Source organism: Achromobacter sp. Marseille-Q0513, from assembly GCF_018195695.1.
GTDB lineage: Bacteria > Pseudomonadota > Gammaproteobacteria > Burkholderiales > Burkholderiaceae_B > Achromobacter.
Genome location: NZ_JAGTJY010000068.1, coordinates 15,485 through 27,366, shown reverse-complemented (window position 1 = coordinate 27,366; position 11,882 = coordinate 15,485). Strand labels below are relative to the sequence as shown.

The window sequence follows — 11,882 nt, the reverse complement described above, 5'->3', positions numbered from 1 at the left end:
GCGGGCGGGCGCGGGGCAGGGCGGGCAGGTCGCCCAGCGTGGCGCAGCCGATGTCCTGCAGCCAGTCCAGGCGCGGCCGCGCCGGGGGCAGCAGGGCCAGCGGCAGCGCGTCGAGCCTGCGAACGAGCGTGGGCAGGGTCAGCACCCGCCTGCAGGCGCGCCGTTCGCGGCGCTGCGCCAGCAGCCAGGCGCCGGCGGCGGTGGGCGCCATGCCCAGCGATACCCGCAAGTCCAGCGCCCGCAACGTGGCGGCGACTCGGCGCGCCAGCGCGCGCGGGCCCCGGAAGAATTGCAGGCTGGCGCCCACGCCCAGCAGCACGGTGGCCTCGTCGGCCAGCGCGACCTCGGGCGTGTATTGCAGCAGGGCCAGCGCGGCGCCCTGCAGCGCGTCGGCCTCGGCCTGCGGACTGCGCGGCAGCAGCTCGACCTGGGGCGCGATGGCGGCGGCGCCGGCGCGGCGCATGTCCATCCGCACGCCCGCAAGGCGCGCGGCCGGGGTCAGGGCGATCACGCGCTCCTGTTCCAGCACGGCGTACGCCTGGGCGTCGTCAGGCCAGTGCGGGCGTATGGCGTCCAGCGGCAGGCAGCGCAGGCAGACGGCGATCCAGAGGCGCATGGCGGGTGGGTGTTTCGAAGGCGCCGGGCTCCAGGCCCACGTGCAGCGGCGTGTCGCAGGCAGGCCCCCGGCGCTTGAGGATATGGACGGACAGTCCGCCCGGCGCGGGCGCCAGCGCCAGCCGCAAGGGGGCGGGCGTGGCGTGGGCGGCGGCGGCAGACGGACGCAGGGCGACGAACAGCAGGTCGCTGGCCTGGGCCGCCAGGTGCAGCCGGCGCAGCGATTCGGGGCGGACCTGGGGCAGCCAGCAGAGCAGGGCGCCGCAGCTGCCGTTCCTGAGGATCTGCTCGGCGGCCCAGAGCGCGTCCGCCGGCTTTTCAGGACAGACCCAGAGCAGTTGCCGGGGATCCAGCCGCCAGCTCATCCAGCTGACGATATTGGGCGCGTGCGGCGGCTGCACCAGCGCGATCGGACGCCGCGTCTCCAGCTGGGACAGGGCCGGGCGCAGCAGGCGGATCTCGCCCACGCCGGGATGCGGGGACAGCAGCTCGACCAGGCTGCCCATCGGCCAGCCGCCATCCGGCAGCTCGGCCGACAGCGCCGCATGTCCGGTCGGCAGGCAGCGCGCCGCCCCGCGCGCCAGCTGGGTGGCGCGCCACAAGGCGGGATGGATGCGTTCGGGGGACTGCATGGCGGGGTGGCCGAAGGGGACGTGGCTGGTTGCTGTTTATTACTGTATAAATATACAGCATATGACGCCGGCCAGGCGTAACCTGATGCGATTGAATCTGGATGGCCGATTGCCTATGATCCCTAGGAATCCGACGAGTAACAGACCATGCGACCATCCCTAGTGCTCGATTTGAAGCGAAGCGCGGTACGCGAGGCGGCAAGCCGCTACCGCACCGAGAACGTGCGCGTCTTCGGCTCGGCGTTGTACGGCACCGACCAGGAAGGCAGCGATCTGGATTTACTGGTCGACGCGTTGCCCGGCGCCACGCTGTTTGACCTGGGCGGCCTGCAGGATGAGCTGGAGATGTTGCTCGGCATCCACGTCGATCTGCTGACGCCGGCGGATTTGCCTGTGGCATTCCGCGAACAGGTGCTTGCGGAAGCGCGGCCGGTATGAGCGTGAATCGCTTGTCCGACTACCTGGACCATATCCGCCAGGCTGCGGTCGACGCCCGTAGTTTCGTACAGGGAATGACCAAGAGCGATTTCCTTGCGGACAGACGCACCCAGCAAGCCGTCATCATGAGCCTGGTCATCATTGGCGAGGCGGCCACGAAGATCATGGACCGTCACGCCGATTTCGTCCTGGCCCAGCCGGATGTGCCTTGGCGCAGCATGCGTGGGATGCGCAACCGTATCGCGCACGGTTATTTCGATATCAATCTGGATGTGGTATGGGAAACCGTGCGGACGGCGTTGCCGGCGCTGCTGGCAGATTTGCCGGGGCCGGACGAACTTTCCTGACGCGTCTCTATTTACTGACGCGCCCCTATCCGATCCTCCTGAGCTGCTCGATCGCCGCCGGATTCTCCAGCGTGGAAATGTCCTGCGTGATCGGATCGTCGTTGGCGATCGCGCGCAGCAGGCGGCGCATGATCTTGCCGGAGCGCGTCTTGGGCAGGCTGCCGGCGTAGCGAATCTCCCTGGGCTTGGCGATGGGGCCGATCTCGCGCGCGATCCAGGCGCGCAGCTCGGCGGAGATCCGCGCGGCGGCCGCGTCGTCGGGCGGGCCGCCCTTGGGCACGACGAAGGCGACGATGGCCTCGCCGGTCAGCTCGTCGTGGCGGCCGACCACGGCGGCCTCGGCCACTTCCGGGTGCGCGACCAGCGCCGACTCGACCGCCATGGTGCCCAGGCGGTGCCCGGACACGTTCAGCACGTCGTCGATCCGGCCCGTGATCGTGTAGTAGCCGGTGGCCGGGTCTCGCAGCGCGCCGTCGCCGGCCAGGTAGGTCTTGCCGCCGAGCTCGGCCGGGAAATAGGTCTGCAGGAAGCGCGCGTCGTCGCCCCAGAGGGTGCGTAGCATGGAGGGCCAGGGACGCGTGAATACCAGCGAGCCGCCTTGCCCGTCCGGCGTCTCGCGGCCGGTCTCGTCGACGATGCGCGCGCCGATGCCGGGCAGGGGCAGCGTGCAGGATCCGGGCGCGAGCGGGGTGGCGCCGGGCAGCGGAGCGATCAGCGGGCCGCCGGTCTCGGTCTGCCACCAGGTGTCGACGACCGCGCAGCGGCCCTTGCCGACTTCCTCGTGATACCAGCGCCAGACCGTCGGATTGATGGGCTCGCCGGCCGTGCCGAGCACGCGCAATGTGTCCAGGCTGTAGTGCCGGGGATGCGCCTGCGGATGTTCGTGCGCGCCCTTGATCAGCGCGCGGATCGCGGTCGGCGCGGTGTAGAAGATGGACACCCGGTGCCGGTCGATCATGCGCCAGAAGCGGCCCGGATCGGGGTGCGTGGGCAGGCCTTCATAGACGACCTGGGTCGTGCCGCATAGCAGCGGGGCGTAGGCGACGTAGGTGTGGCCGGTGATCCAGCCGATGTCGGCGGTGCACCAGAATACGTCGTCGGGCTTCAGGTCGAAGGTCCAGCGCAAGGTCTGCGCGGCCCACAGCAGATAGCCGGCCGTGGCGTGCTGCACGCCCTTGGGCTTGCCGGTGGAGCCGGAGGTATAGAGCACGAACAGCGGATGCTCCGCGTCCACCCATTCGGGCTCGCAGTGTTCGGGCTGGGCGCCGGCGGCCTCGTGCAGCCAGGCGTCGCGCGCCGCGTCCCAGTCGATCCCGGCGCCGGTGCGGCGGTACACGAACACGCGGCGCACGCCATCGCAGCCGCCCAGGGCCAGGGCTTCGTCGGCGATGCGCTTGAGCGGCAGCGTCTTGCCGCCGCGCACCTGCTCGTCCGCGGTGATCAGCAGGCTGGCGCCGATGTCGACGATGCGTTCGTTCAGCGACTTGGCCGAGAAGCCGCCGAAGACCACCGAGTGGATCGCGCCGATCCGGTTGCAGGCCTGCATCGCGACGATGGCCTCGACCGACATGGGCAGGTAGATCGCCACCCGGTCGCCGCGCTGGATGCCGCAGGCCTTCATGGCGTTGGCCAACTGGCAGACGCGCGCCAGCAGGGCGCGGTAGCTGATCGTGGTGACTGCGCCGTCGTCGGCCTCGAAGCGTATGGCGGCGCGCTCGCCCAGGCCGCTGGCGACGTGCCGATCCAGGCAATTGAAGGACGCATTGAGCCGGCCGTCGCCGAACCAGCGGTAGAAGGGCGCATGGGTATCGTCCAGCACCTGGGTGAACGGCTTGCGCCAAGCCAGCGTCTCGCGCGCCAGGCGCGCCCAGAATCCCTGGTTGTCCCGTTCGGCCTCGTCGACCAGCGCGCGGTAGGCATCCATGCCGGCGACGTTGGCGGCGGCCGCGATGCGGGGCGCGGGCGCGATCAGTGCCTGCGCCGCGCTGGCGCCGGCGGGCGAGGCCGGGACTGCATCGGGGCCGCTGTCGCGGGCGGTGGCGTGCTTCATGTCCGATCTCCTGGTGTCTGGCGTCCGCGCGTGTGGCCGCCCGGCGCCGTTGCGTGAGGGTTCAGCCGGCGGCCAGCAGCTGTCCGGCCGCGTCCAGCAGCAGGTCGCAATGCTCGGTCGAGAACGGCAGGGGCGGGCGGATCTTCAGCACGTTGCCGGCGGCGGCGCAGGTGCTGACCAGGATGCGGCGCTGGCGCAGGCCGTTCACCAGGCGCAGCGCCTCGCGCGTGTCGGGCGCGCCCGCCTGGTCGACGATCTCGACGCCCAGGTACAGGCCCGCGCCGCGCACGTCGCCAATGCGCGCGTCGGCGCGTTGCAGGCGTTCGAAGCCGTCTTTCAAATACTGGCCGACCTGGGCGGAACGCTCGACCAGCCGCTCGTCCTGCAGCACGTCCAGCACCGCCGAGGCGGCGGCGCAGCAGACCGTGTTGCCGCCGAAGGTGTTGAAGTAGCCCGAGCGCTCGGAGAACGAGGCCATCAGCTCGGGCCGCGCGACCACGGCCGCTATCGGCATGCCGTTGCCCATGGGCTTGCCCATCACCACCAGGTCGGGCGTGATGCCGTGGCGGCTGAAGCCCCACATGCCGGCGCCGGTGCGGCCGAAGCCCGGCTGCACCTCGTCGGCGATGTAGACGCCGCCATGGCGTCGCACGGTCTCGGCCGCCGCGCGCAGGAAGCCGGGCGGGTCGGCGTACAGCCCGTCGCTGGAAAAGATCGAATCGAAGATCGCGCCGGCGAAGCGGATGCCGTGCCGGCGCAGGTCGGCGATGGCCTGCTCGATGCCGGCGGCGAAGGCCTGGCCCACGTCTTCGCCGTTGCGGCCCGGCAGGGGCGCGGGCACCGTGCGCACATGGACGCCCAGCGGCACGCCGGGGCCGAAGGCGGGCGTGATCTCGGCCACGGCGGTGGAATGGCCGTGATAGGCGAAACGCGTCACGATGAAGCCGGCGCCGCCCGTGTGATAGCGCGCCATGCGCAGGGCCAGGTCCACGCTTTCGGTGCCGCTGCTGGTGAAGAGCAGGTTGGACAGGGCCTCGGGAAAGGTCGCGAGCAGTCTTTCGGCATAGGCGTAGACCACTTCGGACAGGTAGCGCGTGTGCGTGTTCAGCTGCGCGGCCTGGCGCGCCACGGCGTCGACGACGCGCGGATGGCAATGTCCGACCGAGGGCACGTTGTTGTAGGCGTCCAGGTAGGCGCGGTCTTCGTGGTCGTACAGCCAGACGCCTTCGGCGCGGGTGATGTGGACCGGATCTTCGTAGAAGAGCGGCACCGCGGCGCCGAAGATCCGCTGGCGGCGTTCGATCAGGCCTCGGATGGTCGGGTCGGCGACGGCGGCCGAGGCGGGGTCGTAGGTGTTCAGCGCGAGCATGCTGTCAGCGGACATGCCAGGTCTCCACAATGAGGGGAAGCAGCGGGGAAGAAGAGCGGGGGTTCACAGGTCGAGCGCCGGAGGCAGCCGCTGGAAGACGCGCGTCTTGGCCAGCAGGTAGGCGATGCCGGCGGCCAGCCAGACGGTGCCGAGGATCTGGGCCAGCGTGTCCATGTGCGCCCACACGTAGAGGATGATGACCAGCCCGACGGCGGGCAGCAGCAGGTAGCGCAGGTGCTGCGCGCCTTGCGGCCGGACGCGGCTGCCGTCGGCCAGCTCGCCGCCGCCGCGCACGTAGTACAGCCAGACGACCGAGATGTTGAGCGCGGCGAAGGCGAACATCGCGCCGTAGTTGACCAGGTTGGACAGCGTTTCCATGTTGGCGAAGTTGCCGAGCGCGAACTCGATGGCGCAGATCAGCAGGATGCTCCAGTGCGGCGTGCGCCAGCGCCGGTTGACGCGGGCGAAGACCGCGCGCGGCAGCAGCTCGTCCCGGCCCATGCCGAACAGCAGGCGGGCGCCAGCGGCGGTGGCGACCACGTTGAACACGCCCAGCGCGGTCAGGTAGCCGACCGTGAAGAACACGCTGAAGGCTTCGCCGCCGGTGGCGCGCGACACCTGGAACAGCGTGGTATTGAGCCAGGCCTCGTCGCCGATGTGCTGGCGCCAGTCGGGGATGGCCAGCATGGCCACGTAGCCGCAGGCGAACATCGTCAGCGTGCCGATGCCCACGCACCAGTAGATGGCGCGGGGAATGTCGCGCTTGGGCCGACGGGTTTCCTCGGCCAGCGTGGTGATGGCGTCAAAGCCCAGGAAGCTGAAGATGGCCAGCGAGGTGGCGGCCGCCAGGCTGGAGACGCTGTCGAACTGGAACGGCTGCGCGCTCAGCAGCGTGCCAGCGCCGGCGCCGTCCACGGCCACCGCGCGGCCCCACACCACGATGGAGGACCAGACCACCAGTTCGCCGAACACCAGCAGCCCCAGTCCGAGCCGGGACATGAGCTGCACGCCGAACAGGTTGACCATGCCGGTGCCGACGGAGAACACGCCCAGCAGCACCCAGTAGGGCACGCCCGGCAGGTACTGCTGCGCGAAATAGGCGGAGCTGGACGCGGTGACGGTGGGGATGAGGATGTAGTCCAGCGTCAGCACCCAGCCGGACAGGAAGCCGAAGTACGGGTTGCAGCCCCGGCCGACGTAGTTGTAGACCGAGCCGGCCAGCGGGAAGTTGCGCACCATCACCGCGTAGCTGAAGGCGGTGAACAGCATGGCCACGCCGGCCAGCAGATAGGGCAGGGCGACGGTGCCGCCGGACAGCTTGAGCAGGATGCCGAAGATGATCGCCGGCGCGATCGGCACCATGTAGTTCAGGCCGAACGCGGTGAGCTGCCAGACGTTCATGCTGCGGTCCAGCTCTTGCACATAACCGTACTGCGAGACATCGTGCTCGGCGTCGGCGGACGCCGGATCCATGGTGGGCGGCATGGGATCTCCGTGCGGATGCGGATAGGGAGGGCACCAGGGGGCGATGAGCGGCTGCCGGGCCTGGCAAGGGCGGCGGGCTACAGCGCCGCCACGCTTTCGGGCAGGGTCTGGCCGCCATCGACCACCAGCGTCTGCCCGGTGATGAAACCGGCCTCGCGCGAGGCCAGGAACAGCGTCGCCCAACCGATGTCGCGCACGCTGCCCAGGCGCCGCAGCGGCACCGAGCGCGTCATCTGTTCCAGGTAGTCCGCGCCCATCTCGTTCAGGCCCTCGGTGAGTACGTTGCCGGGCAGGACCGCGTTGATCGTGATGCCGTGGCGCGCCAGTTCCAGCGCGGCGGTGCGCATGAAACCCAGCTGCGCCGCCTTGCTGGCCGCGTAGTGCGCCCAGCCCGGATAGCCGGTGACGGGGCCGGTGATCGACGAGGTCAGGATCACGCGGCCCGCTTCGGCCTGCTTCAGCCAGGGCAGACAGGCCTGCACGGTGTAGAGCGCGCCGCGCGCATTGGTGTTCAGCACCAGGTCCCAGGCCGGCCCGTCGATCTCTTCCAGCGACGCGCTGGGGAAGATGCCGGCGTTGGCGCAGACGATGTCGATGCCGCCATGGTCCTGCGCCACGGCGCGCGCGGCGGCGTCCATCGAGGTGCGGTCGCCGACGTCCGCGGCATAGCCGCGCGCCTGGCCGCCGGCGGCGACGAGCGCGTCGGCGCAGGCCTGGGCCGCGTCGCGCGAGCGCGCCATCACGGCCACGCGGGCGCCATGTTCGGCCAGGACTTCGGCGATGCCCTTGCCGATGCCCCGGCTGGCGCCGGTCACCACGGCGACTTTTCCCTGGATGGAAGCAAACATGGCGGGCTCCTTGTTGGATGGAGCCCCATCTTGCGCCGGCGCCGCCGCGCGCGCTTGACCTGCCGGGACAATTGCTTGATCGGGCGCGACGCCTAGTGTGCTGTCCCGTAGGTACGTGCGCATGACGAAATTCATCCATAGGCGTCAGGGCTAGGCGCAAACCGCAGTGATACCCGTAGGTATCACGAGGATTTGCAACGACGCCATGGCGGCTAGGGGTGGATTTCGTGCGGGCGTATCTGCGGGACAGCACACTAGGGTCTACCCTGAGCGGCCATGGGGCGCGGCCATGGCGATCGTCGCGGTCCCCGGGTTGACCCTGAGCCGCCTTGCCGTCCGCGGTCAAAGTTCTGCGCGCCACGGCCTAACGGCCGGCGCCCGGCCCGGCTGAAGATGGGGCCACCACGCAGCCCAGCCCGGAGCCCCCTATGGCAGAACGCAACGACGCCGCCTATCGGCGATACATCGATCAGCTGTCCGACCTGGCGCGCAGCGCGCTGCCGCTGTATGGCATGGACGCCCGCGCCGATATCGGCTTGCTCAGCCATTCCGAGAACACGGTGTTCCGGATCGAGGACCGGCGCGCCGGCTTCAAGGCCGCGATGCGGATCCACCGTCCGAACTACCAGACGCGCAACGCCATCCAGACCGAGCTGGACTGGATGCGCGCGCTGAACGAGGCCGGCATCGGCACGCCACAAGCCTTGCCCGCGCTGGACGGCACGGTGCTGCAGCGCGTCCCGCGCGAGCCGGCGGGCACGCGCTATGTGGCGCTGTTCCGCTGGATCGACGGCGGCTTTCCCGACCCGGACAGGCTGGACGCCTCGCAGCGCCACCTGGGCTGGCTCAGCGCCCGCATGCACGCGCAGTCGCGCGCCTGGCAGCGTCCCGGCCATTTCGAGCGCATGGTCTGGGACCACGCCGGCACGGTGGGCCCGGCCGCGCATTGGGGACAGTGGGAATGCGCGCCGGGCCTGACGCCGGCGCAGCGCGAGATGCTGGGCCGCACCGAGCGCCTGCTGGGCCTGCGGCTGGACGCCTTCGGCACGGGGCCGGAGCGCTTCGGCCTGATCCATGCCGACCTGCGCAGCGCCAACCTGCTGGTGGACGGCGAGCGCACCCATGTTATCGATTTCGATGATTGCGGCCTGGGCTGGTTTCTGCATGATATGGCTTCGACGCTCAGCTTCATCGAGCACCGCGACGACCGGGACCAGCTGATGGATGCCTGGGCCGAAGGCTACTGCCAGGCCGGCAGCCTGTCCCAGGCGGAGCGGGACGAGTTTCCGACGTTCCTGATGCAGCGCCGCCTGCAGCTATTGGCCTGGATGGGCTCTCACAGCGAGACCGACCTGGCCCGCAGCCTGGGCGGCGCCTGGGTCGCGGCGACGGCGGAATTGGGGGCGGACTACATCCGGAAGATGGGTTGACGGCCCGTGCGTCCGGGGAGATGATCCGCCGGAATTGGAAGACCTCCAGCCTTACCGGAATCGAGGAATTGGAGCATGCGTGACACGTCCCCGCGCTTGCGCGCCACGCCCGCGGCGCGGCCGCAGGCGTCGAGCATCCTCTCGGCGGCCGCGACCGGCCTGGTGAGCTTCATCCTGCTCGAGGGCGGCGATCCGGACCGCGTGCTCGGGCTGGCCGGCGTGAGCGCCACGGCGCTGGGGCAGCCCGCCAGCAGCCTCGGACTCGACCTATATTGCCGAGTCATGGAGCAGGCGGCGGCCGATACCTGCAACGGCAACTTCGGCCTGCGCTACGGGCAGCAGTTCGAGCCGGGCCAGCTGGGCCTGCTGGGCTATGTCGCGCTGGCCTCGCCGACGGTGGGCGCGGCCTTCGAGAACATCGGCGGGTTGTTCCATCACCATCAGCAGCGCTCCATCCTGCGCGTGGTGCGACAACCCGAGCTGAGCCGCATCGAATACCAGATCCTGGATCGCAGCATCGCCACGAGGCGCCAGGACGCCGAGCTGTCGCTGGGCATGTTCTTCAACATCCTGCGCCACGCGCTGGGCAGCCGATGGTCGCCCGAGGCCGTGCTGTTCGAGCACGCGCGTCCGGAGTCCTGGCCCGAGCACGAGCGCAGCTTCGGCGCGCCGGCGCTGTTCGCCCAGCCCTGCAACGCCATCGTGCTGCCGACGCGGCAGCTGGACGCGCCCATGCCCGGCGCCGATGCGCATCTGCTGGCGCTGCTGCGGCACAACCTGGCCCAACTGGGGCTGGCGGGCATGCCGGGCGAATCGCTGGTCGAGCGCGCCGCCGCCGCCATCCGCCGCCAGCTGGCCGACGGCGAACCATCGCTCGATGACGTGGCGCGGGCGCTGAACATCCCGAACTGGACGCTGCAGCGGCGCCTGCGCAATCACGGCTGCACCTACCAGGAGCTGCTGCTCGAGGTGCGCCGCGAGCTGGCGCTCAATTACCTGAAGGATCGCGAGATCCAGATTTCCGAACTGGCCTTCCTGCTCGGTTATTCCGAGATCAGCGCGTTTTCCCGCGCCTTTCACCGCTGGCTGGGCATGTCGCCCAGCGAGTGGCGGCGCGGCTACCTGGAGGCGGGCGGAGAGGCATAGCAGCAGCGGGCATCAGGCGGCGGCCCGGACGCGCAGGTCCGGGCCGCCGTGCGCAGTCGCGGTTCCATAAAACCATACAGGGGAAGCATCATGGCTCACGTGCACAGCACGATAGGCGTGGATTCGTCGCGCCAATTGCTGAAGTGGCAGCAGATCATGGGCGACGTGTACTACCGCGTCGATATCGTGGGCGACCGCAAGCATGGCATCCGCGGCAAGCTGGCCGAACAGGCGCTGGGCCGGGTCAGCCTGACGCGCTTCGACTCCGACCGGCAGCGCGTGCTGCGGACCCGGGCCCATATCGCCAGCGACGGCGACGACAGCTACGTGCTGGTCTTTCCCGAGACCGGGCCGCTGTACTTCGAGCACCAGGGGCGCAACGGCTATGTGCAGGCCGGCGGCTATGTCATGGTGCGCAGCAGCGAATACTACGAGCTGTCCTGCGCCGACAATTTCCGCAACACCACCATCCGCATCCCCGCCCAGGCGCTGGAAAGCGAGTATCCGCGCGCCTGGACGCATTGCGCCCGGGCGCCGCGCGGTCCCGGCGAATTCGCCGGCGTGGTCCGTGGCTTCGCGCAGTCGGCGTGGCGGCTGAACGACGCGTCGCGCCAGCGGCTCGGGCCGGCGCTGGCCTCCGAGGTGGCGCGGCTGGTGGCGATCCTGCTGCGCGGCGAGGGGGAGGAAGGCGACGAGGCCGGCGCGGCGGAAGGCGGCCGGCGCGGGACGGACTGGCTGTACCGGGAGATCGTCAGCCGGATCCGGGGCTGCGACGCAGAGACGCCGCTGAATGCCGCGCAGGTGGCGCAGCAGCTGCGCATCTCGCCGGGGTACGTGCACCGCATCCTGGCGCGGCACGCCACCAGTTTCGGCGAACAGCTGCGCGAGGCGCACCTGCAGCAGGCCTACGAGATGCTGGCCGACGCCCGCCTGAACCACCTGACGATCAAGGAAGTGATGTACCGCGCCGGGTTCAGCAATTTCTCCCACTTCTGTTACGCGTTCAGGCAGCGCTTCGGCTGTACCGCCGGCGAGCTGCGCCAGCGCGGGGCCGCGCCCGCCGTCTCCTGACACGCAGTGATGCCCGGCGGTCCGCCCGCCGCCGGACAAACAAACCGTGCACTCCCACGACATTCCCGCCGGGCGGGGGTTGATATCTTGGCCGCAAGCGATTTCAACCCAAGGGGAACACGATGACACCGCACTCCGATCCCGGGCTGGCCGAGGAATTCCGCGCCCGGCCCTGCGGCCCGCACAGCGAGCCGCTCAAGCGCCTGCTGGAACGCTTTCGCGGCGTGGCCGTGGCGCACAAGCACGTGCTGGTCGAACTGTCGCACTACGGCCCCTGGCAGGCCGCCCGGCTCGGCGCGACGCGCGACGATCCCGTCGAGCTCATCGCGGGCGCGGTCTTCGACCGCATCGAGGACGCCGAATGGTTCGTCTTCAAGGCCCGCTGGGAACAGCACTTCGGGCAGGCGCTGCAAGACTGACGGCGCCGGCAATGAGCGCAAGCATGGGAGAC

11 protein-coding genes and 1 pseudogene are annotated in these 11,882 nt (G+C 70.1%); 6 read left to right on the top strand and 6 right to left on the bottom strand.

Translation table 11 applies throughout. The annotated features are described in order from the left end of the window. Positions 1-616, bottom strand: a pseudogene (locus KDH83_RS32555) (DNA polymerase Y family protein); the annotation flags it as partial. After that, on the bottom strand, positions 549-1,247 hold the full coding sequence (gene imuA / locus KDH83_RS15490; protein WP_212317398.1) for a translesion DNA synthesis-associated protein ImuA: 699 nt from the start codon (positions 1,245-1,247) through the stop codon (positions 549-551). The pseudogene KDH83_RS32555 and the gene imuA, both read right to left, overlap by 68 nt. Before the next feature lie 147 nt (positions 1,248-1,394). Between imuA and KDH83_RS15485 the strand changes: the two genes are divergently transcribed. Both KDH83_RS15485 and KDH83_RS15480 read left to right on the top strand, forming a co-directional pair. Beyond that, entirely contained in the window at positions 1,395-1,685 is a 291-nt protein-coding gene (locus tag KDH83_RS15485; RefSeq protein ID WP_212317387.1) for a nucleotidyltransferase family protein, read from the top strand. Beyond that, positions 1,682-2,032: a DUF86 domain-containing protein gene (locus KDH83_RS15480; protein ID WP_103274683.1), complete on the top strand. Its 351-nt coding sequence runs from the start codon at positions 1,682-1,684 to the stop codon at positions 2,030-2,032. Before KDH83_RS15485 ends, KDH83_RS15480 begins: the two co-directional genes overlap by 4 nt. Before the next feature lie 25 nt (positions 2,033-2,057). Here the strand turns inward: KDH83_RS15480 and acs are convergent, their stop codons facing one another. The 4 genes from acs to fabG form a co-directional block, all read right to left on the bottom strand. Further along, positions 2,058-3,956, bottom strand: coding sequence for an acetate--CoA ligase (gene acs / locus KDH83_RS15475; protein WP_249205135.1), 1,899 nt, complete (start codon positions 3,954-3,956; stop codon positions 2,058-2,060). 187 nt (positions 3,957-4,143) lie between these two features. Next, complete coding sequence (locus KDH83_RS15470; RefSeq protein WP_212317376.1) at positions 4,144-5,466, bottom strand: aspartate aminotransferase family protein; 1,323 nt, start codon at positions 5,464-5,466, stop codon at positions 4,144-4,146. Positions 5,467-5,514: 48 nt separating this feature from the next. Further along, positions 5,515-6,936 carry an APC family permease gene (locus KDH83_RS15465; RefSeq protein ID WP_212317374.1) on the bottom strand — a complete coding sequence of 474 codons (1,422 nt, stop codon included), beginning with the start codon at positions 6,934-6,936 and terminating at the stop codon, positions 5,515-5,517. 77 nt (positions 6,937-7,013) lie between these two features. Next, on the bottom strand, positions 7,014-7,784 hold the full coding sequence (gene fabG, locus KDH83_RS15460; RefSeq protein ID WP_212317372.1) for a 3-oxoacyl-ACP reductase FabG: 771 nt from the start codon (positions 7,782-7,784) through the stop codon (positions 7,014-7,016). A 428-nt stretch (positions 7,785-8,212) separates the two neighbouring features. Here fabG and KDH83_RS15455 point away from each other — a divergent pair, with 428 nt between their 5' ends. From KDH83_RS15455 to KDH83_RS15440, 4 genes are all read left to right on the top strand, one after another. Beyond that, on the top strand, positions 8,213-9,214 hold the full coding sequence (locus KDH83_RS15455; protein ID WP_212317370.1) for a phosphotransferase: 1,002 nt from the start codon (positions 8,213-8,215) through the stop codon (positions 9,212-9,214). A 75-nt stretch (positions 9,215-9,289) separates the two neighbouring features. Next, positions 9,290-10,360, top strand: a complete 1,071-nt coding sequence (locus tag KDH83_RS15450) for an AraC family transcriptional regulator (protein WP_212317368.1) — start codon at positions 9,290-9,292, stop codon at positions 10,358-10,360. Positions 10,361-10,450: 90 nt separating this feature from the next. Then, a complete protein-coding gene (locus tag KDH83_RS15445) occupies positions 10,451-11,431 on the top strand; it encodes an AraC family transcriptional regulator (protein ID WP_212317366.1) in 981 nt (326 codons plus the stop codon). A gap of 122 nt (positions 11,432-11,553) precedes the next feature. Next, complete coding sequence (locus KDH83_RS15440; protein WP_212317364.1) at positions 11,554-11,850, top strand: hypothetical protein; 297 nt, start codon at positions 11,554-11,556, stop codon at positions 11,848-11,850. Positions 11,851-11,882: the final 32 nt, after the last annotated feature.